This window comes from Paenibacillus sp. A3 (genome assembly GCF_001399685.1).
GTDB lineage: Bacteria > Bacillota > Bacilli > Paenibacillales > NBRC-103111 > Paenibacillus_G.
Window position 1 is genome coordinate 1 of sequence record NZ_JTHN01000128.1, and the last position, 25,669, is coordinate 25,669.

General features: G+C 55.1%; 20 protein-coding genes, 1 pseudogene and 1 riboswitch. Of the genes and pseudogenes, 16 read left to right on the plus strand and 5 right to left on the minus strand.

What is annotated here, in order from left to right:
* Positions 1-5 precede the first annotated feature (5 nt).
* On the minus strand, positions 6-698 hold the full coding sequence (locus tag QJ48_RS19480; protein ID WP_054975188.1) for a class D sortase: 693 nt from the start codon (positions 696-698) through the stop codon (positions 6-8).
* Between the two features lie 71 nt (positions 699-769).
* A complete protein-coding gene (locus QJ48_RS19485) occupies positions 770-5,086 on the minus strand; it encodes a SpaA isopeptide-forming pilin-related protein (protein ID WP_054975189.1) in 4,317 nt (1,438 codons plus the stop codon).
* A gap of 56 nt (positions 5,087-5,142) precedes the next feature.
* Positions 5,143-5,226: riboswitch (cyclic di-GMP riboswitch) on the minus strand.
* Between the two features lie 340 nt (positions 5,227-5,566).
* On the opposite strand from QJ48_RS19485, the gene QJ48_RS19490 reads away from it, so the two are divergent.
* From QJ48_RS19490 to QJ48_RS19555, 14 genes are all read left to right on the plus strand, one after another.
* Complete coding sequence (locus QJ48_RS19490; RefSeq protein ID WP_054975190.1) at positions 5,567-6,745, plus strand: ROK family transcriptional regulator; 1,179 nt, start codon at positions 5,567-5,569, stop codon at positions 6,743-6,745.
* A 75-nt stretch (positions 6,746-6,820) separates the two neighbouring features.
* Positions 6,821-7,918, plus strand: coding sequence for an extracellular solute-binding protein (locus QJ48_RS19495; RefSeq protein ID WP_054975191.1), 1,098 nt, complete (start codon positions 6,821-6,823; stop codon positions 7,916-7,918).
* A gap of 57 nt (positions 7,919-7,975) precedes the next feature.
* Positions 7,976-9,055 (plus strand): ABC transporter ATP-binding protein, encoded by a 1,080-nt coding sequence (locus tag QJ48_RS19500; RefSeq protein WP_054975192.1) that lies wholly within the window; start codon positions 7,976-7,978, stop codon positions 9,053-9,055.
* 15 nt (positions 9,056-9,070) lie between these two features.
* Positions 9,071-10,786 carry an iron ABC transporter permease gene (locus QJ48_RS19505; RefSeq protein ID WP_054975193.1) on the plus strand — a complete coding sequence of 572 codons (1,716 nt, stop codon included), beginning with the start codon at positions 9,071-9,073 and terminating at the stop codon, positions 10,784-10,786.
* A 227-nt stretch (positions 10,787-11,013) separates the two neighbouring features.
* On the plus strand, positions 11,014-13,563 hold the full coding sequence (locus tag QJ48_RS19510; RefSeq protein WP_054975194.1) for an NEW3 domain-containing protein: 2,550 nt from the start codon (positions 11,014-11,016) through the stop codon (positions 13,561-13,563).
* Positions 13,564-13,663: 100 nt separating this feature from the next.
* The gene (locus tag QJ48_RS19515) at positions 13,664-14,428 is read left to right on the plus strand and encodes a creatininase family protein (RefSeq protein WP_054975195.1); all 765 of its coding nucleotides are present in this window, start codon (positions 13,664-13,666) and stop codon (positions 14,426-14,428) included.
* 4 nt (positions 14,429-14,432) lie between these two features.
* Positions 14,433-15,941 (plus strand): argininosuccinate lyase, encoded by a 1,509-nt coding sequence (gene argH, locus QJ48_RS19520; RefSeq protein ID WP_054975196.1) that lies wholly within the window; start codon positions 14,433-14,435, stop codon positions 15,939-15,941.
* Entirely contained in the window at positions 15,941-16,933 is a 993-nt protein-coding gene (locus QJ48_RS19525; RefSeq protein WP_054975197.1) for an N-acetylglucosamine kinase, read from the plus strand. Before argH ends, QJ48_RS19525 begins: the two co-directional genes overlap by 1 nt.
* A gap of 31 nt (positions 16,934-16,964) precedes the next feature.
* Entirely contained in the window at positions 16,965-17,714 is a 750-nt protein-coding gene (locus QJ48_RS19530) for a PIG-L deacetylase family protein (RefSeq protein ID WP_054975198.1), read from the plus strand.
* Between the two features lie 149 nt (positions 17,715-17,863).
* A complete protein-coding gene (locus QJ48_RS19535; protein ID WP_025848336.1) occupies positions 17,864-18,634 on the plus strand; it encodes an NUDIX domain-containing protein in 771 nt (256 codons plus the stop codon).
* Positions 18,635-18,711: 77 nt separating this feature from the next.
* Entirely contained in the window at positions 18,712-19,368 is a 657-nt protein-coding gene (pnuC, locus tag QJ48_RS19540) for a nicotinamide riboside transporter PnuC (RefSeq protein WP_054975199.1), read from the plus strand.
* The gene (locus QJ48_RS19545; RefSeq protein WP_054975200.1) at positions 19,365-20,393 is read left to right on the plus strand and encodes an AAA family ATPase; all 1,029 of its coding nucleotides are present in this window, start codon (positions 19,365-19,367) and stop codon (positions 20,391-20,393) included. Before pnuC ends, QJ48_RS19545 begins: the two co-directional genes overlap by 4 nt.
* 16 nt (positions 20,394-20,409) lie before the next feature.
* Positions 20,410-21,303, plus strand: coding sequence for an ADP-ribosylglycohydrolase family protein (locus QJ48_RS19550; RefSeq protein WP_054975201.1), 894 nt, complete (start codon positions 20,410-20,412; stop codon positions 21,301-21,303).
* 128 nt (positions 21,304-21,431) lie between these two features.
* Positions 21,432-22,364 carry a manganese-dependent inorganic pyrophosphatase gene (locus tag QJ48_RS19555; RefSeq protein ID WP_054975202.1) on the plus strand — a complete coding sequence of 311 codons (933 nt, stop codon included), beginning with the start codon at positions 21,432-21,434 and terminating at the stop codon, positions 22,362-22,364.
* Positions 22,365-22,443: 79 nt separating this feature from the next.
* Here the strand turns inward: QJ48_RS19555 and QJ48_RS19560 are convergent, their stop codons facing one another.
* Together QJ48_RS19560 and QJ48_RS37550 are read right to left on the minus strand one after the other, a co-directional pair.
* Positions 22,444-23,478 (minus strand): N-acetylmuramoyl-L-alanine amidase, encoded by a 1,035-nt coding sequence (locus tag QJ48_RS19560; RefSeq protein WP_054975203.1) that lies wholly within the window; start codon positions 23,476-23,478, stop codon positions 22,444-22,446.
* Positions 23,438-23,593, minus strand: a complete 156-nt coding sequence (locus QJ48_RS37550) for a hypothetical protein (protein WP_162238524.1) — start codon at positions 23,591-23,593, stop codon at positions 23,438-23,440. The genes QJ48_RS19560 and QJ48_RS37550 overlap by 41 nt, the downstream gene beginning before the upstream one ends.
* Positions 23,594-23,838: 245 nt before the next feature.
* Between QJ48_RS37550 and QJ48_RS19565 the strand changes: the two genes are divergently transcribed.
* Together QJ48_RS19565 and QJ48_RS39205 are read left to right on the plus strand one after the other, a co-directional pair.
* Entirely contained in the window at positions 23,839-24,957 is a 1,119-nt protein-coding gene (locus tag QJ48_RS19565) for an amidase domain-containing protein (RefSeq protein ID WP_237762981.1), read from the plus strand.
* Positions 24,957-25,049 (plus strand): annotated as a pseudogene (locus tag QJ48_RS39205) (DUF4269 domain-containing protein); the annotation flags it as partial. The gene QJ48_RS19565 and the pseudogene QJ48_RS39205, both read left to right, overlap by 1 nt.
* Positions 25,050-25,111: 62 nt before the next feature.
* Here QJ48_RS39205 and QJ48_RS19570 read toward each other — a convergent pair.
* The gene (locus QJ48_RS19570) at positions 25,112-25,546 is read right to left on the minus strand and encodes an Lrp/AsnC family transcriptional regulator (protein ID WP_010498435.1); all 435 of its coding nucleotides are present in this window, start codon (positions 25,544-25,546) and stop codon (positions 25,112-25,114) included.
* Positions 25,547-25,669: the final 123 nt, after the last annotated feature.

Below are 25,669 nucleotides of genomic sequence, written 5' to 3' on the forward strand. Positions count from 1 at the left end.
CCATACTATTGTTTCTCTATCAATTTCCCTTTCACAATGAGACGGTGTGTCGGGTTTTCCATAGGATGACAGGTGATTAACGTAATTTCCTTGTCTTTGCCGTTGCCTTTCAACACCCAGACGTCCTCGGGAAGAACGTATTGTTTCTCTTGGACCTCATACCGGTACTGCTGTTTTCCCGTATCGACTTCGACGATATCTCCTTTGTCGACCTCATCCAGCCGGTTGAAATTTTTGCCGTACGTGAAGTTGCGATGTCCGGCAATGGCATAATTCCCTACGGCGCCGGCCTTTCCGATACCTGCGATGCTTGCGACGGAAAGCTTCAGATTGTTTACGGTTGCGTCCGTTATAATCGGCAGCTTCAGTTTAATCTTGTCGATGATTAAAATTCCCTCGATGGGCTTTCCCTGCAAAGGGTCCGGGTCAGCATTCGAAGGCTGCGGCTGACTGTCCGCAGGCGTTTCGACTGCAGGAGCGGGATCGGGAGCAACGACTGCCGATACCGGAACGGGATTCAGCGTATTCTGCTTTGGAACTGCGGTTTCGGTCGCTTGATCGATACGCTTCAAGGTTTCCGTCCACTGATCCATCATTTGCTGCTGCCGGTAGATCTCATACCGATCCATGATCGTAGGGTACAGAAAAATCGCGATTCCCAGAAAAATACACAGGATCGGCAGCGTTCTTTTGATCATCCAAGCTCCCTCCTTCGTCCTATCAAGCGGCCTAACGCGCACCGGAAGAGGCGCGCGTTAGGATGAGTTTATTAGGTGTTCTTGATAAATTTACGACGCAGCATAAATCCAAGAAGGATCAAGGCAGCACCAGCCAGTTGGATGTAAACAGGGCTGGATTCTCCCGTTTTCGGCAGTGTTTCTTTTTTGGTTTTGTCGCTCGGCGGGTTACCCAGCGGCACTTCCCGATTCACAAGATCGATCGTTTCGTTACCGTCCGGTTTTTCCGGATTTTTCGGAAGTTCCGGCGGGGTCGTTTTATCCCCATTTTGCGGCCGGTCAACCGTCGGCGGGCCAAGCGGAACCTTGGTATTGCTATCGATCGTTTCCTGGTCGTTCGGTTTATTACCGTCCGGTTGAGCTCCCCCGGGTGCCGGATTATTCGGCGTTGTTGTCGATGTGTTTGTCGTCGGCGTTGTTGGTGTTGTTGGTGTTGTCGGTGATGTAGAACCCGACGAACCTGACGAATCCGAAGAATCGGACGAAGACGACGATTTCGCGTTAGTTATCGTTAACGTATGCCCGTCCGGGGTTTGAATCGAAATCGGATGCTCCTTGGAATCGAGCACATAGCCTGTCGGAGCCGCCGTTTCCTTCACGACGTAATCGCCTGTAGGCAGCTTATCGAACACGACTGTTCCGCTCGCATCCGTCGTTTTCGTGCCGATGAGCGTCAAGCTGTCGCCTTTCTTCTCATAGAGCTCGAAGGTCGCGCCGCTGAGCAGCAGCTCGTTTTGCGCCGAGTCTACCTTTTTCACCGTCAACGAGCCTTGAACTGTCGGCGTTGTCGGCGGATTAGTCGTGGTAACCTTATTGTTGGTGATCGTAAGCGTCACGTTGTCAATCGTTTGAATCGAGACCGGATGCTCTTTGGAATCGAGCACATAGCCTGTCGGAGCCGCCGTTTCCTTCACGACGTAATCTCCTGCGGGCAGTTTATCGAATACGACTGTTCCGCTCGCATCCGTCGTTTTCGTGCTGACGAGCGTCAAGCTTGCGCCTTTTTTCTCGTACAGCTCGAAGGTCGCGCCGCTGAGCAGCAGCTCGTTTTGCGCCGAATCTACCTTTTTCACCGTCAGCGAGCCTTGAATGATCGGCGGAATTGGCGGCTTAGGCGTGACCTTATCGTTTGTGACGGTCAGCTTCACATTGTCAGTGTTTTGGATCGAGACCGGACGCTCTTTCGAATCAAGCACATAGCCGTCCGGAGCCGATGTTTCCTTCACCACGTAGTCTCCTACGGGCAGCTTATCGAAGGAAATCGTTCCGCTCGCATCCGTCGTTTTCGTGCCGATCAGCGTCAAGCTTGCGCCTTTCTTCTCATACAGCTCGAAGGTTGCGCCGCCGAGCAGCAGCTCGTTTTGCGCCGAATCTACCTTTTTCACCGTCAGCGAGCCTTTGATTACCGGAGGTGTAGCAGACTTGGTGTTGGCGACGGTTAATTGAAAGCCGTCTGCGCTATTAATCGAAACCGGATACTCTTTGGCATCGAGCACATAGCCGTCCGGAGCCGCCGTTTCCTTCACGAAATAATCTCCTGCGAGCAATTTTTTGAAGATGGCTGTTCCGCTTGCATCGGTTGTCAGCGTGCCGACAAGAACCTTATCCGAGCCGGATTTCCGGTAAAGCTCGAAGGTTGCCCCGCCAAGACGAGTCTTATTGTCCGCTGCGTCCACTTTCACGACGGTAAGCGAGCCTCTGACCCCGCCGATCGTACCGGAGCCGCTGCTGACTCCAACGACGATGCTGGTGGATGTATCCTTGGTTACCTTAATTTCATTCGTGCCTGTAAATTCGATTTTGTTGGAGACCTTATCCTGATCTTTCGCAACGATTAAAGATTGATATTCCAAAATCGCTGCGGTAGACAGTGTTTTCAGGAAGCTTAATTCGAAGCTTTGCTTCCCGTCGTCGTCCGTCTTGAGTACCAGCGAATAATCTGCGTCCTTGACCAGTTCAGCTCCCTTGGAAACCGTACCGCCCGCGTCTACTTTGGTCGTAAACAATTTGAACGTACCTGGCAGCAAAAGCTGGTTCTCGGATGGCGTATCGACGATTTTTGCATTGGTTACCGTGGATTGTCCGCGGTTAATGAGAATCGTCCAATTGATTTTGTCGCCGTTTTGTACGCCGCTCTTGTTCAAGTATTCGCCGCCGTTAGGAATATTGACGGAAGCCGTCAAATTTTTCGATACCGGTGTTGTTCCATCGAATACGTTTGCCGTGTTGTTTACTTTATTGTCAATCAGCTTTCCTTCAAGACTTGTCTTAAAGACAATGTAGTATGGAGCCGAAATAGGCTTCAGGAAAGTCACGGTCAGCTTATTGTCCTTACCGACCGTATAGTTGTAATACGTGCTGTCGACAACGGTTCCCTGCGACGGATTGCCGTTGGCCGCGATGTTCATGTTGTATACGGAAAGCGAATTGTCGATCAGCTTCTGGCCGGACTCGAGCGTATCTTGAACGACTGCCCCGGCAAGCGTCTTGCCGTTGTAGTTCACGCCGACCGTCCACGTAATTTGTTTCAGGGTAGCGTCATAGGTACCGTTCTTAAACCCGTTGTTTTTCACTTCGTTCCTTGGATCGAACGTGGCGGATGCCGTCTTCGTCTGCGCCTTGGAATTGCTGTCGACCCATGCGACCGAAGCTTTGTTCAGGAAATTGGACGCGTTATTGCTGAGCCAATCCATGTTGAACTCGGTGGTGTAAGAAATCGTCACCTGTCCGTACAACGCCCGGTTAAACGTAATTTTAAAGCCTTGATCCGCCGCTACGGAAGCGTCCACGGTGTAATCCGCCGCGTCCATCGGCTTGTTGCCTTCATGAACAGTCAGCGATCCCGGGATGAGACGCATACCCTTGTTAGGGAAGCTGTCCGTCACGACCACGTTGGTCATCGGCTCGTTGTCCTTGTTTAGCGTAATGCTCCAGGCTGCCGTTTTGGCATTGTAGTCTACGGCCTTGACGCCCTTGGTAATAATCACCTGGTTGATGTCGCGCGTAGCCGTATCGCTGTCTCCGCTGCCGGAAGTTACCTTGTTCGTGATCTTCGTGCCGTCGAACACGCGATGATTGGCTTTCGTTTGATATTTGATTTTGTAAGCGGACGAGATGTCCTGCAGGAACTGCAGTTTAAAGCCGTTGCTTTTGGTCGCAGTCTCCGGGGTTACCTTGTAGCTTGCTGCAGGCAGCTCAGCTCCGAGGATCTCGCTTCCCTTCGAGTCGATCGTCACTTGATAGACATGGAGGGAGCCCGCTACCAAATCCTGCGTATCGTTGAACAAATCCGTCAAGAAAGCGTTGGCCTGACTGATCGTCTTCTCGTTGTAATTGTACTTGATTTCCCAATCGATCGTTTGCGTATTGGGATCGTATTTCGTCGACGTTTTGTCCAGAGCCGTGCCGCGCTGTACCGTAACGGTAGCCGTAGCGCTGGCCGGCTGCTTGTTGCTTCCTTCAAATGTCGCCTTGTTCACGAAGGAAGTCTGGTCCTCGCTGGTAACCGGCGTCGTGTACTGAATACGGTATGCCGTCCGAATCGGACTTTCATTAAAGCTGAGCTTCAATACATTACCGTTCGTGCTCATGCTGTACTTGCTGACGTCCACCGGCGCACCCTGAACGACCTTGCCGTCCAAGCTTACGCTTAGCTCGTATACGGCGACGGTGACCGGAACACCCAGCCCGGCTGGAATCGGATCGGTTACGACCGCGTTTTGCACAGCGGCCAGCTCTTTGTTCACATCGACCGTCCAGTCGATGCTTTTCGCATTGTAGCCTTTCGGCACGCCGCTTTTCCCGATGGTCGAAGTTACATTCGGCTTAAAGTGCAGCGTAAAGACCTGCTCGCCGCCTTTCACCGGAATTTTAATAATCTGCGTCGTGCTGCCGTTAATCACCTGCATATCGAACGCCGTCTGGAAAGTCAAAGTCCCTTTGACATCCGCCAGGTTTTCGATCGCCTCCAAGGTCATGACAACCTCGTGGCTGTCCTTGTAGACCTTGAATTTCCCAATCGCTTCGCCGCCTGAAATAAGCGGCTGGTCAGGGATATCGTTGTAAAGCTTGAATTGCTCCGGAAGCTTGAACGTGTAGGTATCTCCGTTCTTGTAACCGTGGCCGTTAGGCAGGGACCAAGTGTAGTCCAATTTCACCTTCGAGCCCGGCTCGTAAACGTCATCCGTTACCACGTTCCCGGACTTGTCGTACACCGCCATCGTTACGCTATCGATAATGTTGCTGGAAATCGGGGCTGCGTTGACTTGCGGCGTTAAGCCGAATGCATACAGCCACTGCATCATGATCAATAGAGCAACGAGCAGCGTACTGATCTTTTTCTTTGCCATTACCTCTTTACCACCTCCATCAGTTTCTGTTGGAACGGCAAAAAACACCTTCCAACTGAAAGGTGGTCCGGTTGCACTACTAGCTCCGTCGAATCCAAGTGCCCAGATACAGATTCGAGATCATCGCTTACCGATATCTATCATAACGAATCATGTTCAGGATTTCTGTGGCGTTTTACACCAAATTGAAAATTTTTGAAAAAAATTTCCTTGTAGCACTACCTATGTGAGGTTTGCATGGCTTGCAGCAATGGTGGGGGAGAGGGGCTCAATACGGTGCTGCCGGTCTCTCCGAAAATCCGGAAAATCGCCCGCAGAGCAATAAAAACCAGTTACCGCGACGGCTTCTGTAATGACGAAAAGATGTAGAAAGATGTAGAAATTTGTAGTTGACAATTTGTAAGCGAATACAATAAAATGATGACAAGAAAACTTTGTTAGTCATTTTAACTAACTTAATCGGAAAGGGGGGACAGCATATTGATTGGCAGAGGCCAAACGGGAAACGCCAAGCTGGTGAAGCACATTAATCGCGAAGGCATTCTTCATCAATTGAGAGAAAACCCCCGGGTATCGAGAGCCGATTTGGCGAAATTAACGGAGCTCAGCCGTCCGTGCGTATCGGCCTTGGTGGACGAGATGATCCTGGAAGGCTTGATCAGCGAAGTCGGGTTCGGAGAATCGAAGGGCGGCAGGAAGCCCATCCTTCTGGAATATAACTTTCAAGCTTACGGCGTCATCGGCGCGGTATTCGAAGGCAGTACCCTGCAGCTGGCCATCGCCAACCTGAAGGGGGAGCTGCTGGTTCAGCGTACAACGTGCCTGCCGCATCCGATGAACGGAGAGACGGCCATTCAGAGCATCGAGCAAGGGCTTGCGGCGCTGCTGAATGAAAGCGGATTCGATAAAGCAAGGCTGCTTGGCATGGGGCTCGGCTTGCCGGGGATTACCCAGCGAAGCGAAGGTACGGTCAGCTACGCCCCCAGTACGGGATGGATGGGGCTGCCCGTGCGGAAGGAGATCGAAGCGGCCTTGGGGCTGCCTGTGGTCATCGAGAATGACGTTAACTTGATGACGCTCGGCGAATTTCACAAGGGCATCGGCGTCGGGCATTCCAATCTGGTGTATATGTATGCAGGAACAGGGATCGGCGCAGGCATTATGATCGACGGGCAGTTATACCGCGGAGCCAAAGAGGCGAGCGGGGAAATCGGCTATATGGTGATCGGTCCGGTCGGAAACCAGACCAAGGGAGAATACGGCGTATTCGAGCGCAACTATTCCGTGCGGGCCATTCGCGAGAAGGCCAAAGCCGTCCTCCCTTCGATAGACGAGGAAACGAGCATCGTAAAGCAAATCGTCGATCAAGCGAAAAGCGGGGTCGAAGCGGCGCAGATGCTTCTCGACGACATCTGCCGGCACTGGACCTACGGCATCGCCAATCTAACGAGCGTGATGGACCCGGCGCTTCTGATCCTCAGCGGAGAAATGCTGCATATCGGGGACGAAGGGGTTCATAAAATACAACAATGGTTAACCGACTGGGTTCCTTCCGTTCCCCGAATCGAGATGGCCTCGCTCGGCGATCAGGCGGGACTTATCGGAGCCATTCATTGCGCGCTGGAGGCTTTTCCGTCCACTTCCAAGCTGCAGCGGTAGCGGTAATCGCTTCCGATGCCGTTTGACTCAAGTGAAGACGCTTACAATTTCGCATAAAGCACAGGAGGTCAAAACATGACAAAGAAAAAAGCAACGACTTGGTTAACGGGGGCCGTGCTCAGCATGGCGATGCTGACGGTTACGGCCTGCGGAGGAAGCGCTTCCGACGGCGGTCAAAAGCCGGGAGACAAGTCATCCGACGCCTCGAAGCCTGGTGAGAAGCAGAAGCTGGTCATTTATACGGCCAGGGACAAAAACGTCGTCGAAGAAATTATCCCCAAATTTAAAGAGCAAAACCCGGGGATGGACGTCGAGGTTCTTACCATGGGGGCGCAGCAGGTGCTGGAGCGCGTGCGCGGGGAGAAGGCGAACCCGCAAGCGGATTTCTGGTGGGGCGGCACGCAATCGGCGCTGATGACGGCGGCGAACGAAGGGCTGCTCGAAAGCGTCAAGCCGAGCTTCGCCGACAAAATCCCGGCGATGTACAAAGACAGCCAAGACCGCTGGTACGGCGAAATGCTGCTGCCGGAAGTCATCATGTACAACTCCAAAGCGCTGAAAAAAGAAGACGCTCCCAAAGATTGGGACGACCTGCTCGATGCCAAGTATAAGGGCAAAATCATCATTCGCGGCGTGCTCGCTTCCGGAACGATGAGAACGATTTATTCTTCCCTGATTTACCGTCAAGACGCGAACGATCCGAAAAAAGGATACGACTGGCTGAAAAAGCTTGACGCCAACACGAAGGAATACGCCCAAGATCCGACCAACCTGTACCTGAAGCTGGCGCGCGAGGAAGGCACGCTGTCGCTGTGGAACCTGCAGGATATCATGATCCAGAAGGAGCTGCAAAAGCAGCCGTTCGACTTCATTTACCCTGCGAGCGGAGCGCCGATTCTCGTTGACGGCGTCGGGGTGGTCAAAGGCGCGAAAAACATGGAAGCGGCGAAGAAATTTTACGAGTTCCTCTTCGATTCCAAGCTGCGCGTCGAGCTGGCAGAGAAGCTGTACCAAATTCCGACGCGTACAGACATCAACAAAGATACGCTTCCGGCATGGTTAAAAGGGCTGGAGCTGAAACCGTTGAATATCGATTGGGCCGTCATGGCGCAAAAAGAGAAAGAATGGATGCAGCATTGGGATGAGAACATCAAAGGGAAAGGTTCCAAATAATGCATTCGGGCGGAGGAACTCCTCCGCCTGATCATTTTACCAAAGGAGGAAACCTGCTTGATAGAGGTCATACTGGATCACGTAAGCAAACAATTCGGAAATGTCAAGGGAGTTACAGATGTCAATATTCGGATTCAACCGGGGGAGTTCTTCACCTTTCTCGGGCCGAGCGGCTGCGGCAAAACAACGACGCTGCGGATGATCGCAGGGTTTTACTATCCGAGCGAAGGCCGTATCGTATTCGGCGATCAGGATGTCACGAACCTTCCCCCAAACAAAAGAAACACGGGAATGGTGTTCCAAAACTATGCTTTGTTTCCGCACATGACGGTGTTTGAGAATATCGCGTTCGGTCTGCAAGTAAGAAAGGTTCCGAAATCCGAAATCGTTCAGCGCGTCGAACGCGCACAGAAGCAGGTTCACTTGGAAGGCTACGGCAACCGCCGAATCGATCAACTGTCCGGCGGTCAGCAGCAGCGGGTTGCCTTGGCTCGCGCGCTGGTCATCGAGCCGCAAATTTTGCTCTTGGATGAGCCGTTATCGAATCTCGATGCGAAGCTCAGAGAAGAAACGAGAATCGAAATCAAGAGACTTCAACTGGAGCTGGGAATTACGACGATCTACGTCACGCACGATCAGGCCGAGGCGATGGCGATGTCCGACCGGATTATGGTCATGCAGGGCGGGGTCGTCCAGCAGATCGGAAGTCCAGAAGAAATATATAACCGCCCGGTCAACCGGTTTGTCGCTTCCTTTATCGGGGAGTCCAATCTGTGGGAGGGAACCGTGGAACGACTCGAGGGCAACGAAGCGGTTGTACGTTTCGCTCCGGGCCTTAGCCTGAGAGGCTTGACCGCCAACGCTTCGCCGGACTGCAAGCTGGAAGCGGGCAAGAGCGTGACGATGTCCATCCGTCCGGAAGCGGTCCGCGAAGCGCTGCAAGGGGAGCAGCAGGACAATGTGGTCAAAGGAAACGTGGTCATCTCCGAATTTACGGGAGTCAGCGTGAACTACGTATCGCAGGTGGCGGGCCAGCAATTGAAAGCGATGTTCGTCAATCAAGGGCACCGGGTGCGCGGACGCGGGGAAGAGATCTCCCTGTTCATTCCAAAAGAAAGCATCTATTTCTTGGGATAGCGAGGGGATGAATCGATGAGATCTAAACCGGGAACAAGTTCATCCAAGCTGGGCTCCTTCACGCACTCGCCTTATTTCGTCTATGTCCTGGTCGCGCCTCTGTTTTTGGTGCTCCTGGCTTATGTCGTGTACCCGTTGTTCCAGACGTTCGTGCAAAGTATCCAGGTAGAGGATCAGATGTCGCTGAAAAACTATGCCAAGTTTTTCAGCCTGGAGCATACGTCCAACTTGGAGGCGCTCTGGACCAGCATTTATATTTCCGTCTTAAGCGTCATCACCTGCGCGATCGTCGGCGTCGCCATGGCGTTCCTGCTGGAGCGCTACGAGTTCCCCGGCCGGAAAATTTTGGCCGTCCTCGTGCTCGTGCCGATGGCTCTGCCGCCTCTTGTCGGCGTGCTGTCGTTTACGTTCCTGTACGGCGAAAGCGGCATTATCCCAAGGGCGCTCAAAGCGCTGCTTCATCTCGATCAGGTGCCGTTTTCCTTAAAGGGCATTTGGGGTGTGCTTGTGGTGCATACGTTCACGATGTACACGTACTTTTACATGACGGCTTCCTCGGCGATCCGCGGTCTCGATCCGTCGCTGGAAGAGGCGGCGGCGAGTCTCGGTGCAGGACGGCTCTATATATGGCGGCGCGTCATTCTGCCGATGCTGACGCCGGCGCTGGTCGCTTCTTCGCTGCTCGTTTTCATGATCGCGATGGCGTCCTATACGGCTCCGCTTATCTTCGGGATCGAGCGGACGATGACGATGCAGATTTATTTGTCCCGGACGAACGGCAATCTGGATATGGCTGCGGCGCAGTCGACGATCCTGTCGGTTGTGTCCATTCTGTTCCTGCTCGTGATGCGCTGGTACCAAGGGCTGCGCAATTACCAGAACATGAGCAAAGGCGTCAGCGTGCACCGCACGGAAGTGAAAAGCGTCGTGGGCAAATATATCGCGATGATCCTGTCGATCATCGGCGTCATCATCCTGCTGCTTCCGATTCTCGTGCTGGTCTTGATCTCGTTCTCGACGGACGGCACGTGGACGACGCAGATTCTTCCTCCGGAATATACGGCGAAGCACTATGTGAAGCTGTTTACGGACAGCAAAACGTGGCGGCCGATTGCGAACAGCTTCCAGATGAGCTTCGTGGCGACGATCGGCAACATTATATTCGGCGTGGCGGCCGCCTATGCGATGGTCCGCTTGAAGTTCAAAGGCAAAACGCTGCTGGACGTGCTGATCATGCTTCCGTGGGCGCTGCCGGGAACGGTCGTCGCGGTCAACCTGATCGCTGCCTTCAGCGAGCCGACCATATTCAGCTTCAATCAGGTGCTGATCGGCAGCTTCTGGATCTTGCCTTTGGCGTATTTTGTCCGCCATTTGCCGCTTGTGTTTCGCTCCACGTCGGCGACGCTGGTCCAGATGGACGCCTCGGTCGAGGAGGCGGCGCGCAACCTGGGCGCCACCTGGTGGTACAGCTTCAGGCGGGTCGTCTTTCCGATGGCGCTGAGCGGGATACTGGCGGGCACGCTGCTCGCGTTCGTGCAGGGCATCGGGGAATTCGTTTCCTCCATTCTGCTCTTCACCGCGAGAAGCACGCCGCTTTCCGTGGAGATTTTCCAGCGGATGTATTCGTTTGAATTCGGTACGGCGTGCGCATACGGCGTGCTGCAAATTACTTTGATCATCATCGTGCTGTTCGTTTCGCGCAAAATGACGGGCGACAGCACGGCCGTGTAAATGACGGTCATCTCGTGGGGAACACTTGAAAGTCCGGTGAATAAGAAGCGGAGGGAGCGGAATCGTTCTGGAGAAGCGCAAGCGGTCGCCTTTGTCCCCGGATACTCACCACTCACGCAGCGTCTATGATTCATCGGACTTCAAAGTTCATCATCCACGTTATGATATACAGCGGGAAAATGGCCATTTCCGGCTGAGGAACATTCCACCATCAGAGGAGGAGTTAGATGATCAAGGGTAAGTCGACCTCAAAGTTTTGTTCCATTGTCATGAGCGCCGTACTGGCGGGCGGCATGCTGCTGCCTGCTCAAGCTCAGCCCGCATATGCGGACCGGGGCGTCGTCGACTTGTGGAAGTCGATTAAACCGCTGACCACGATTGCCAGCGCGATGAACACAGGGGCTCACCCGGACGATGAACACAGCGCGACCTTGGCGTATCTTTCCCTGGGTAGAGGGGTTAACACCTCCAGCGTGATCGCTGTCCGGGGAGAAGGGGGACAGAACGAAATCGGGAGCGAGCTGGGGCAAGCCCTCGGCATCATTCGGACCCGCGAGCTGCAGGAAGCGTCCAAAATCACCAATGTGACGTTGGGCATGCTGGGCGAGCAGTTGGACGATCCGATCTACGATTTCGGCTTTTCCAAGAGCGTAGAGGAAACGCTGGAGAAATGGGGCGACTCGGTCGCTTACGAACGATTGATCCGCAAAATTCGCGAGCTGCGTCCGGATGTGATCATTCCTTCGTTTTTGAATGAAGCCTCCACGCACGGGCATCACAGAACGATCAACGTCCTCACCGTTCGGGCGTTCAAAGATGCGGCGAATCCGGAGATTTTCCCTGAACATCTGAAACAAGGGCTTCAGCCTTGGCAGATCAAGAAGCTGTATCTGCCAGCCAATTCCAAGGATTACACCGTGAATGCGCCAATCGGGGATTACAACGAAATCTACGGGGCGTCTTATCTCCAGCTCGGGGAAGAATCCCGCTTCATGCATAAGAGCCAGGGCATGGGGAAGGTATATGACGAAGGTCCCGTACAGGGCGATTTGTTCAGCAATTACTACAAGCTGGATCTGAGCACGGTGAAATCGGCGGACAAAGAAAAAGACTTCTTCGACGGCATCGCCTTTACCTTCGAGGATTTGGCAAAAGAAATCGACGCGAAGGGCAAAGACAACAAGATCGTCAAGCACCTGCGCGATCTGCAAAAGGATGCGGATGAAGTCGTTGCCGCTTACCCGAGCTTTGCCAAGGTGCTGAAGGAAGTCCATGAAATGAAGGCGGACGTCCAAACGGCGCTGGCCGACGTCAAAGCATCCGGCTTGGAGGCGGCGACCAAGGAGGATCTGCTCCACCGTCTTCATGTCAAAGAAGAGCAGTTGAATAAAGCGAGCATGGAATCGGCGTCCGTCGTGGCGAAGGTTAAGCCGGCCGCAAGCGAGCTGGTTGCCGGTCAGACGACGAAGGTCACCGTGTCGGCCTTCAACGGCGGTTCCGTGAAATTGAACCAAATCAACTTGAGCCTGAACGTGCCTGCAGGCTGGACGGCGAAGCCGGCCGGAGCGACGAGCTTCGATCAATTAGGCTACAACGAGACGGCATCGGCGACCTTCGAGGTGACGATTCCGGCGGACGCACCGCTGTTCAAGCCTTACGATCCTTCGGTGTTCAACGCGAAGGTCGAATACCAGGCGTACGATACGGCAACGACGCTGAAGGTTACGCCACAGAACGCCGTAGCCGTGCTGCCTCCGTATTCGATGTCGCTCAGCCCGAGCGCAACGATTCTGAATACGCTCAAATCGCAAGAGCCGATTCCGGTGAAGGTCACCGTGCGCAACTATACGCCGGGCGCTTCCAAAGCTACGGTGTCGCTGAACGTGCCGGAAGGCTGGACGGCGGAGCCGGCAGCCGAAGAGCTGAGCTTTGCGACAAAAGGCGAAACGAAGTCCGTCGCGTTCACGGTCAAGGCCGCTTCGAACGTCGTTCCGGGTAAATTCACCGTGACGGCCGTCGCGAAGAACGGCGAAGTGCAGAGCACGCAGGGCGCGCAGGTCATCGAGTATCCGCATATCGGCAAGACGTACATGGTGCAGCCGGCCGAGCTCAAAATCCAGGCCTTCGACCTGAAGGTTCCGGACAAATTGAAGGTAGGCTACGTTTCCAGCGGCTTCGACAACATCGATCAATACTTGCGTCAAGTGGGCGTCGATGTCGTGAAGCTGGAAGCGAAGGATATCCAATACGGGGATCTTTCCCAATATGACACGATCGTGCTGGGCATTCGCGCTTACGCGTTCCGTCCGGAATTGATTCCGAGCAACCAGCGCTTGCTGAGCTACGTTCAAAATGGCGGCAATCTCGTCGTCCAATATCATAAGCCGGAAGACAAATGGTCGCCGGAGCTTGCTCCGTACCCGATCAAAATCGGCGCTCCGCTCATCCAGTGGCGTGTAACGGACGAGAATTCCAAAGTCACGATGCTTGCTCCGGATCATCCGATGTTCAATTCGCCGAACAAGATTACGGATCAGGATTGGAGCAACTGGATTCAAGACCGCTCCGCTTACAATCCGTCGGAATGGGGCAAGGAGTATACGGCGCTCATCTCGAACGGGGACCCGGGCGAGAAGGAGTTTACCGGCACATTCCTCACGGCGCATTACGGCAAAGGGGTATATACTTACAGCTCGTTAGTGTGGTACCGCGAGATTCCGGCTTTGGTTCCGGGCTCGATCCGCATGTTTGTGAATATGATTAGTCAGAAGCAATAATCGCACGTTATTGTCGTCGCGAAGCAAACATTACAGCAGTGGGCGGGGACCCTTCGGGGTCCTCCCCCATACGATGAAGAAGCGGAGGTTTAAGGAGCATATGAATGTAATCGGAGTTCACGGGCGGGAGATCGGTCAAGTGACGGAGCGCGCGCAATTCGCCGTCGTCCCTCTGGGTTCGGTGGAATACCACGGTCCGCATTCCCCACTCGGGACCGATACGATCTTGGCGGACGGCTTCGCCGAACGGATCGATGCCTCGCTGCATCCTTTGATCTATCCGACGGTACCGTACTCGGCCTGCCCGGGCAAAACGCAGCATTATCCCGGAACGATATCGGTCCGGCCCTCGATTTTTATCGACTATCTCACCGATGTGGTGGAAGGGATCTGCCGGCTCGGCATCCGCAATATCGTGCTGCTGAACGCCCACGACGCCAATATGGGCCCTTCCCGGACCGTCGCCGAGGCGGTGACCGGCAGCTACCCCGACGCCAGCTTTCTACTGATCAACTGGTGGCAGATGGCGACCGTTGATTTTACGCAGCGGTTAGGGCTGTTCCAAGGGATGGCGGGAAGAGGGCACGGCGGTCCGTACGAGATGTCGGCCGTGAAGGCGTTTCGCCCGGACATGGTGATCGTGCAGGAATCGGACTTGGAATTAGATTCATGTCCTCCTTTATCTCCTTTGCCTTACGTCTTGGTGGAAGGAACCCCCCAAGGCTGGGACGGCTATACGGGCCGGATCCGGCAGTGCTCCTTGGAGGCGGGACAGAGTATCGTAGAAGAAGCAAGCCGCAATATGAACTTGCTCATTAAAGAATGGCTGGATATGAGAACAGGAAACAATGGGGAGGCCAAGTAACGCTATGGGATATCGCGAACAATGGATGGAGACCGAAGGGACGACGTTTCCCGGAAAAACGTATACGGAGGTTGTGCTGGAGCCGGCTTTTAACGAAGCCAAGACTCATTTGCTGGGCCCGATGATGGCCATCAACAAGGCTCATCTGATCATGTTGGAGAAGCAAAAGCTGGTGACCACGGATGAAGCGAAGCAGATCGCCAAAGCGATCCGGTCGATCGACCCGGAGGAGCTCCGCCAAGCGAGCTACACAGGGCAGTTCGAGGATTTGTTCTTTCAGGTCGAGCATCAAATGCTGGAGCATGCGGGCGATATCGCCGGCAATTTGCATCTGGCGCGGAGCCGCAACGACATGGGGATTTCCATCTACCGGATGGTGCTGCGGGAGAAGCTGATCGTGACGCTGACTTCCGCGCTGAAGCTCAATGAACAGTTGCTGCTGTTCGCCAGAGACCACGCCGATACGCTGATGATCGGCTACACGCATACGCAGCAGGCTCAGCCGACGACGCTTGCGCATTATTTTATGGCGGTCGTCGATTCGCTCAATCGGGATATCCGCCGGATCATGGCGTCTTATGCAAACTGCAACCGGAGCAGCATGGGGGCGGCGGCGCTGACGACGTCGGGCTTTGCGATCAGCCGGGAGCATATGATGGAGCTGCTTGCCTTCGACGAGCTGATCGACAATTCGTACGACGCGATCGGCGGGGCCGATTACTTGGGCGAAGTGGCGACGGCCGTGCAATTGGCGGCGATCAACCTGGGCCGGGTCGTGCAAGACATGCTGCTGTGGTGCACGCAGGAGTTCGGCGCGCTGAAGGTGGCGGCTCCATACGTGCAGATCAGCTCGATCATGCCGCAGAAGCGCAATCCCGTCTCGTTCGAGCACATGCGCGCGTTGCTGTCGAGCTGCGTAGGCAATACGAACACGGTGCTGTCGATGATTCACAATACGCCGTTCGGCGACATTGTGGACACCGAGGACGATATGCAGCCTTATGCCTGGAGAAGCCTAGATATTATGGACAAAATGTACCGGTTGTTCGCCGCCGTCGTCGGTACGATGGAAGTGAACAAAGAGGTGCTGCGCGAACGGACGAAGGGAAGCTTCGCCACGGTGACCGAGCTGGCGGACACGCTGGTGCGGACGGACGGCTTGTCGTTCAGAAAAGCCCATCATATTGTCAGCGATGTCGTTAAGCTGTCCTTGGCCCAAGGTCTGGCGGCCAACGAAATTACGCTGTCCATCGTCAACGAAAGCGCGCGCCGCCACATCGGGCGGGATACGTCGCTTACCGGAGAAACGCTGAGCCAGGCGCTCGATCCTGTGCATTTTGTGGAAATCCGCTCGCTGCCGGGAGGACCGAGTCCGAAGGAAATCAACCGCATGGTCGACCTCCGAATGGTTCAGCATCAAGCCCATCTGAATTGGCTGGGGCAAGCGCAAGGCAAAATTCAGCGGGCGATGGAGCATCTGGACCAAGTCATGACGGAGTGGAGTGGTTCCTGATGGCAAAACGCAGCATCCCTCTGCTGGCGATTGACGGCGGAGGGACGAAATGCCTTGTCGTCTTCATGGACCGGCAGGGCAACGTACTCGGGCAAGGAAAGGGAGGTTCGTCCAATTACCAGGGCATCGGGAAAGATGGTGTGATCCAAGAACTGGTGTTCGGTATTGAAGCAGCGATTTCGGACTTGCGACAAAAGGACGATAACGGCCTGCCGCAGGCGGAAATCGAAGTGGAGTGCGCCGTGTTCGCCCTGGCGGGGCTGGATACGGAATACGACCGGCGCGTGATTACCGGACTGGTGCAGGAGGTACTGGAGCGGCTGCCGATTCGGGTCCAACATCTGATCGTGGAAAACGACGGCTACGCCGCCTTGCTCGGCGCCACGGGCGGCCAGCCGGGGATTCTGGCCATTGCCGGCACGGGCTCCATCATCTTCGGGATCAACGAGGAGGGACAGACGGCCAGAGCGGGAGGCTGGGGCCACCGCGTCGGAGACGAAGGCAGCGGCTACTGGATCGGCAAGCAGGCGGTCATGGCGATTCTCAAGGCCTATGACGGCAGGGAGGCGGGCACCCGGCTTGGGGAATGGGTGCTGCCGCATTTGGGCATGGACCAGGAAGAGGACTTGTTCAACTGGATGTACGGTCCGGACTACTCCGTCGAGAAATTGAGCGAGCTGTCCCGTGTGGTCGGCCAAGCGGCTTCGGCCGGGGACCGGGAAGCGCAGCGGATTCTCGAGGCGGCCGCCCACGAGCTGTTCATCGGCGTCGCTGCGGTGGTACGGCACTTGTCGTTCCTAAACAAACCGTTTACAATGATACTGCAGGGCGGCGTGCTGCAGAACGAAGGGCACGTCCGGGAGCTGCTGATGAATAAGATCAAAGCATACGCTCCGCAGGTTCAACTGGACGAGGCCCGGAAGGAGCCGATTTACGGCGTAACGGCCATGGGGCTGTCTTATTTGCAAACGAAGATGTCTACAGAGGCGTAGTACGATACGAACAACAGGGGGCTGAAGGGGAATGAAGAAAAGATGGTTATTCGTTTTCGCCCATCCCGACGACGAATCCTTTGCAGCCGGAGGGACGATCGCCAAGCTTAGCAGCACCGGCCACGAGGTTGTTCTGGCGTGTGCCACCTCGGGATGCAAGGGGAAGTCGGGCGAGTTTCAATTCGCCACCCGCGAAGAGCTGGCCCGGCACCGGGAAGAGGAGCTGCGCAGCGCGTGCTCCGTACTCGGCGTTGCCGAGCTGATTCTGTACCGTTACCGGGACGGCGAGTTAAAGTCGATCGATCCGGAAGCGCTGGCGGAGCGGATTCGCTCGACCATTGCGGAGCTGAAGCCGGATGCGGTTCTTACGTTCCCGCCGGACGGGGTAACGGGGCATCCCGATCATATCGCGATTTCCCAAGCGACGGAGAAGGCGGTCGCGCTGGCGGAAGCGGAGTACCCGGAGGGGCGGCGGCCATCTTTTTATTACACCTCGATCCCTCATTATTATGACCACTGCCAGGACTCGGGACCGAAGGATACGTGCCCGATTACGGCGCGGGTCGATATCAGCGACTATCGTCTGCACAAGGGGCGGGCTTTGCAGGCTTACCGGAGCCAGGTTTACTCGGTGAACCGCGCCTATCCCGGCGTGATGGAAGACGACTTCGCGGTGATCCGAAACTACGAATATTACACTTTGGTTCGCGCCAACGGCCAGCACGTTCAAGACATGACGAAGACGGCTTTGAGCGAGCTGCCGACGATGGATTTGACCTGACGGATCGCGATCAATCGAATAACCGGATTACCGATTTGGTTCCTGCCGTTCCTTTGCGAGCGGCAGTTTTTTTTGTTCGGTCTTGACAAATGAATCAAAAATGTCATAATGATATTATCGAAACAGAAAATAAAAGGAGGAGCCGCGGCATGACTATGGAAAACGGTTCGAACTATACGGCAAGCAAATACCGGACGCCGGACGGGGCGCCTGCGGATATCGTCATCTTCACCATTACGTCCGAGCCGCAGCCGACGGCGACGAAATCGCTGCCGAAGCGGGAGCTGCAGGTGCTGCTCATCAAGCGGAAGGTATGGCCGTACGAAGGCATGTGGGCGCTGCCCGGAGGCTTCTCCCGGGAGACGGAGTCGATGTACGAGACCGCGAGGCGCGAGCTGCAGGAGGAGACCGGCGTGGACGGCGTTCACATGGAATATTTCAACGTCTACAGCGATCCGGGCCGGGACCCAAGGGGATGGATTATCTCCCATGCTTTTTTCGCGCTGGTGCATGAGAAATATTTAGCCGCGCGGGCCGCAGCTGACGATGCGGCGGAGGTGGCGCTGTTCCCGGTGTCCGAGGCGCTGACCCGGCTGGAGCTGGCCTTCGACCACAAGCGGATTCTCTCGGATGCGCTGGAGCGGGTTAGACAGAGTATGCTGGTCACCCCGATTGCCGGAGAATTTCTGCCGGACGAATTCACGCTCGGCGAGCTGTATCAGGTCATCCGGACGGTGGTGCCGGACTTCGAGGAAGCGAATTTCATCCGCAAAATGAAGTCGACCCAGAGCCGCAGCGGAGTATTGGAGGAGATTCGCGACGCGAACGGGGAGCCGAAGAAATCGAACCGTTACTCGCAGCGCGCCGCACAGTTGTACCGTTTTACCGGCAATCTGCCGAAGCTGTCGTTGTACAGCTAATTTTTTTAAGTTTCAATATAGTCGTTTTGAAAGTATTGAATTTGTCAACAAAGAACTACATCGGGAGGATGAGATTTATGGATCGATGGTATACGATGGTCGGGCTGCTCGCCTGCATGCTGCTGGTCGCTTATTTCACGTCGTCGACGCCGCTGGAGATCGCGGCCACTACAAGCGGACTGCTCAGCGTATGGCTGACGGCGCGGCAAAACATTTGGTGCTTTCCCGTCGGGCTGGTGAACGTAGCGTGCTTTTTCGTCATGTTCTACGATGCGAAGCTGTACGCTGATATGACGCTGCAGGTCGTGTTTTTCGTCTTGAGCATTCAAGGCTGGATCGTTTGGCTGACCAAACGCGGTCAGGCGAAGGTGCGGCCGACGCGGCGGATGACGCCGCAGCTCGGCTTAGGGCTGGCGCTGCTGCTCGTCGTCGTGACGGCAGGCTGGGGCTACGTGCTTGCCCGTTTCACGGATGCGTCGATCCCTTATGTGGACGCGTTCATTGCGACGCTGAGCATTATCGCGCAGTTGCTGCTGTCGAACAAGGTGCTGGAAAACTGGCACTTCTGGATTGTGGTCGACGTGCTGTCGATCGGGATGTATGCGTATAAAGAGCTGTACGTCTTGGCTGCGCTGTACGTTATTTTCCTTGGGATCGCGACAAGCGGACTTATCCAGTGGCGCAGCGAATACCGGGCGGCGCAGCGGGCGGGCCGCATGGGGGTGAGCTTATGAGCGACAAGCGGTTAACGGTCGGGCTGACGCTCGGCAAATTCGCGCCCCTGCACCGGGGGCACCAATATATGATCGAAACGGCCCTTGCGGAGACCGATCACGTGATCGCCGTCATCTACGATTGTCCCGAAACGACGGACATTCCGCTGATCGTGCGGGCGGACTGGATTCGCGCTCTGTATCCCGAGGTCGAGGTGATCGAGGCTTGGGACGGGCCGACGGAAACGGGCTATACGCCGGAGATCAAGAAGGCGCAGGAGGATTATATGATCGGCCTGCTTGGGGGCCGAAGAGTGACGCACTTTTATTCCAGCGAGCCGTACGGCGAGCATATGAGCGAAGCGCTGAACGCCGTGAACCGGCAGGTCGACCCGAACCGGGAGGCGTTTCCGGTATCGGGAACGGCGGTGCGGCGGGACACGTTGGCGAACCGCGCGTTCGTCCATCCGCTGGTCTACCGGGACCTGGTGACGACCGTCGTCTTCCTCGGCGCGCCTTCGACCGGCAAAACGACTGTGTGCGAAGCGCTGGCCCGCGAGTTCGGGACGGTCTGGATGCCGGAGTACGGGCGCGAGTATTGGGCGCAGCATCAGACGGACCGGCGGCTGACGCCGGACCAGCTGGTGGAGATTGCCGAGGGGCATCTGGCCAGGGAGGAAAAGCTGCTGCCGGAGGCGAACGGGTATCTGTTCGTCGATACGAATGCGATCACGACGTTCATGTTCGCGCACTATTACCACGGGATGGCGCTGCCGCGGCTTCGGGACTTGGCGGCGCAGGCGGCTTCGCGTTACGATCTCGTCTTCATGTGCGGCGACGACATTCCGTACGACGACACGTGGGACCGTTCGGGCGACGTACAGCGCCGCGTGTTCAAGAAGCAGATTGCCGCCGATCTGGCGGCGCGGCGCGTGCCTTACATCCCGCTGCACGGCAGCCTGGAGGAACGGATCGCACAGGTGAAGCGGGTGCTGAGCCGCTACCGCAAGTATACGAGCCTCGGCGCACCGTGGGCTGAACTATAGAGAGGGGGAAATCGGGATGAGCGATGGGAGAAAAAGTATGGCGGACCGCATCAAGGGCGGGCTGTACGGCGTTGCCGTCGGCGATGCGCTCGGCGGGACGACCGAATTCATGAGCGCCGGGGAAATTCGCCGCAAGTACGGCTATTTGACCGACATTATCGGTGGCGGCGTATGGGATCTCGAACCGGGGGAAGTGACGGACGACACAATGATGACGCTTTGCGTGGCGGAGGGCATTCTCGACCGCCCGGATGACCCGATGGCGAGCATCGGGGAACGCTTCCTGGCGTGGTACCGTTCCGATCCGAAGGATATCGGCAATATTATCCGCCGGGCGTTCGCGCGGTATGACGGCCATTGGTTCGAGGCGGCCTTCCTGGCCGACCAGGATCTGGGCCGCAGCGGGGGCAACGGCTCGTTGATGCGCTGCCTGCCGGTGGCGCTCGCCTATGCCGATCCGGACCGGGTAGACCGCATGTCGCGGATGCAGTCGAAGATGACGCATTGTGACGAGCTGTGCAACGAAGCGTGCGGCTTGTACAACCGCATCGCGCTGCGGCTGCTGAACGGCGAAGAGCTGCGCCCGGCGATGGCGGCGGAAACGCAGGGCACGCCGTACGCTTCCGCGCTGGTCGAAGCGCCGGACTGCGAGCCGACCGGCTTCGTCGTCGATACGCTGCGCTGGGCGCTTCACTGCTTGCAGCAGGGCGACGGCTTCGCCGACGTCGTGCAGCGGGCCGCCAATCTCGGCGGCGACAGCGACACGATCGGCGCCATCGCCGGCGGGCTGGCGGGCGTGTATTACGGCTTCGCCGGCATCCCTGTCGCGTATGCGGACGCCATCTTAATCAAGGACCGGCTGGACGCCGTAGCCGGGCGGCTGACGGCGCTGCGGCAGGCAGCTCCTTAGAAAAATTCTATTAAAGGGATAGGAATAATGCTAGTTTTGCGATATAATCTGTGTGGGAAATCTTGATTGTGAATGTGGATGTACGGTATACTTTTCTCGCCAAAACAAAACAAGTAAGGAGAATAAGGATGGATAAAGTACTTATTTTCGGACATAAGAACCCAGACACCGATACGATCTGTTCCGCCATTGCGTATGCGCATTTGAAAACTCAGCTAGGCCAAAATGTCGAGCCTGTCCGCTTGGGCAGCGTGAATGGGGAAACCCAATACGCGCTCGACTACTTCAAAGCGGAAGCGCCGCGCCTCGTCGAGACGGTAGCGAATGAAGCGAAAAACGTCATTCTGGTCGACCACAACGAACGTCAGCAAAGCGCGTCCGACATCGATCAGGTTCGCGTGCTGGAGGTCATCGACCACCACCGCATCGCCAACTTCGAGACAAGCGGCCCGCTCTACTACCGTGCCGAGCCGGTCGGCTGCACGGCGACGATTCTGAAAAAGCTGTACAAAGAAAACGGGGTCGCCATTCCGAAAGAAATCGCCGGTCTCATGCTGTCCGCGATCATTTCCGACTCACTCCTGTTCAAGTCGCCTACCTGCACGGAGGAAGACGTAGCCGCTGCCCGCGAGCTGGCCGAAATCGCCAGCGTGAACGCCGATACCTACGGTCTGGAGATGCTCAAAGCCGGCGCCGATCTGAGCGACAAAACGATCGCCCAACTGATCACGCTCGACGCCAAAGAGTTCCAAATGGGCAGCTACAAAGTGGAAATCGCCCAAGTGAACGCCGTCGACACAAACGACGTGCTGTCCCGCCAAGCGGAGCTGGAAGCGGCGCTCTCCGGCATCATCGCGGAGAAAAACCTGGACCTGTTCCTCTTCGTCGTGACGGACATCCTGAACAACGATTCGATCGGCTTGGCCCTCGGCCGCGCCGCGCATGCCGTGGAGCAGGCGTACAACGTGAAGCTGGACGACAACAAAGCCGTGCTGAAAGGCGTCGTTTCCCGCAAATCGCAAATCGTACCGGTGCTCACCGACACGTTCAACAAGCTGTAATATAGGAAGAAAACAAGGCCGCCGGCGCATCGCGCTTGGCGGCCTTTTATTCCTCGGAAGCCATCGTGCTATGTTAGTTTCATTTTTGGTATTCGGCGTACCAGGCCTTCACGTAACGCATATAGGTCGTCCAATCCCAACCGGACCCCGGGTCGGTATGGGTCTGATTCGGGTACTCGCTATGCCCTTTGATGTGACTCCGATCGACCGGAATTCCATAGGTGTAGCACATGAGAGCCGCCAGCTTGGCCGACTGGTTGTACATGGTCGAGGTAAACCATTTTTTCGGATCGCTAACGTAGCCTTCATGCTCGATCCCGATGGTGTAGGAATTCGCGCTGCGGGCGTGATAGGCAATATCTTTATCTTTGACCATCTGGGTAATTTCTCCGTCCGAGCTTCTTACGTAATAGTGCGCGGCCGAAGGCCCGTCATGCTTTTGCTGCGCCCAGCTGATGGAGCCGGCGTAAGTGCCCTGCATGACGTGGATCGCCAGATGCGTAATGGTTCCGCGGCCGCGGTTTCCGGTTGCATAATTGGTAGGATGCGCCGCTTTCCAAATCGGCTTTACCACCGGCTTTCCGGCAAGCGCGGAAATGACGATTTCGTTTTTAATCGTTACCTTATTCCCCGAGGGAATAAACAGCTTGGAAGTGCCCAGCACTTGCTGAAGATAAGAGACGTTCAGCTCGTCATTTTCCGAGCCCAGATACATTTTGACGGCATTGGACCAGTCCGACAGATTAGGCGATTCCCGGAATTCGGGGTTGGCCGTTTTTTGAAAATCGGCAAGAAGCGCGGCCGCTCCCATAATGTTCGACTTATCGTCGGATTTCAGCAAATTGACGTCGAGTCCGGAAAGCTGTGACGCTTTCTCCAGCGTTTGCTTGACCGGATTGGAAACGAGGTTCATCATTCCGTAACCGTTTTCAAAACTGGGAAGGCCTTCATGGTTGCTTAGCCGCGATTCGGTCCAGCCGATGGCTATGAGCAAATCGCGGGGGACCTTATACTGCTTCGATGCTTCTTCGAATGCTGCCAATAAGGTGTCGGGCACGACGTAAGCCTGTTCGTTAGTCAGCTTGGCTTCCGCGTCCAATTGCTGGAGCTCCATGCCTTATTGGGCTGCCGCCGTTCTTTGCCGCTTCCTCCGCATAGCTTGCCCATGGCACGCTGACCGCGAACAGTGCCGCCAAAGATAAAATACCTAGTACATGACGAGCCTTCATTCGAGAACCCTCCTAAAAAATGGAATGAAATCCACTCTAATATTTAGGTGGAAAACTGCAAAAATCCTCCTTTTATTTCCAAATATTTCTTAATCCAGCGAATTTTCGACATCTTCCGTGCGTCATAACGCCGTTTTTTTGCAGGATCATTCCTAATCCTCTGTGGGCGGGACCTTTATTATATAGTTGCCTTGTGCGCGGGATCAGATCGCACACCGATGACAATCCAAACCGAGGAGGAATGAATGATGTTCGGTAAAAAAATAGCTGCAAGCGCGATCATGTTGTTTGCTTTAACTTCGGCCGTCGCTTTCGCCGATGACACGACCCTGAAGGCGGGCGATGCGAAAGTCCGGGAAGACGCCCAAAAATTCGTTGTCGATTTTGTCGGGCAAGCTTATAAGCCTTACTACACGCTGAATACCATCGACAGCGACATCTCCGAGTACTCGGTGAAAGACAATGTTCTGACGGCAAGAGTCGATATTTCTTTAAGCAAAACGTTAAAAGCCAAGTCGGTCGACGAAATTCCTTACGTTAAAGGAATGAAGAGTCAATCCGCAGCATTAAAGCAAGCCAACGCGATCAGCGCGATGGAAACCGAGCAAGTCATCAGCGACCGGCTCAAAGACCTCGGCGAATATATCGGCACGGCAACGGAGCAGAACGACTCGTTCCGGCTCACAGCCAAAGTCGTCAACGGCGTCATCGATAACCAAAGCGCGAAGCTTGAATTTTTGAATTATATGGATTGGATTCCGGCGACCCATTTCATTCCTGAAACCGAGGAAACGATGATGAAGCATGGGCAGAAGGATTTGATGGAAGCGGTTACGACCAATCGGGCTTACACGGTGCGAAGCGCAGTCCAGCCTCAGGCCGCTTTTACGTACAACCGGATTGCGGCAAGAGATTATGCGAACAGGTACACGTCTACGGTGACTAGCTCGCCTTACTACGATACAAGCAAGTGGAATAAAAACTACAAGTTTCATACGGAGAGCGGCGGGGTAGATTGCGCGAACTATGTTTCCCAAGCGATGTATGCCGGTGGGATTCCGACGGACAGCACATGGAAGCCCGAGTCGATTGCCTGGGTGAACACAGGCCGCAATATTAGCAACGGCTTGGAAGATTACATGGTCCGCACCAAAAAATATTTCTACAAAACCACGAAAGCTACCACGCCGGCCGGCGGATTTATCAGCGCTTTGGATTACTCGCATGTAATGTTTGTCGTAGCTAACGATACCGTAACGATGCAATACAGCGCCCATACGAACGACAAATTGAAGGCTTCGTTCGCCAATTTCAGCGACAGCAAGTTTGAGTTCTTCTATATTAATTCGGCATATTTGCAGTAATGGCTAGGAGATCAGTCCGCGCACTGAAAGAGCAAGGCATCAAAACGGAGCCTGCCTTCGCCAAGGTTCCGGGAATGGAAGGCGATCCGTATGACGCCCTGCTTGGTTTTCTACACATGGGAATCCGATCTGAAATCGGGTTCCTTTTTACATTTCACTCAAGCGAAGGAATAAGATGTCTGGGACCGATAGGCGATGACATCACGATGAGGATCGTATACGTCCCGTATTTATCGCACTTGTTTCCAAACTCCTCAAGCGCGCGCGTGGAATCGGCCATCACTTTCAATAAGTAGTTATGTTCTCCGCTTGTGCGGTGGCATTCGACGACTTCGGGCGAGGAGCGGCAAAAGTCGAGAAAAGCATGACAATCCCTCGTACGGAACAGAATGTACGCGGCAGCGTGCTTACCGATTTTTTCCGGTGACACCATCGTCCGATATTCCTCGATGATCCCTTTTTCCTCCATACGCTTTACTCTTTCCGTTACCGCAGGCTGCGACAAGCCTACTTGCTTACCCAGCTCCGTCATCGAAATTCTCGCCTGACCTTGAAGATGGAAAAGAATTTGCTTATCTACGTGGTCCATCGTGTTCCCTACCTTTTATATTTAAGGATTTCCCTTAAAACTCCCATGATTTCCTTCGTCCAAGGCATGAAATAACATGATTGCCTTATGTAAATCAAGTCACTATATTTATATAATAAACTA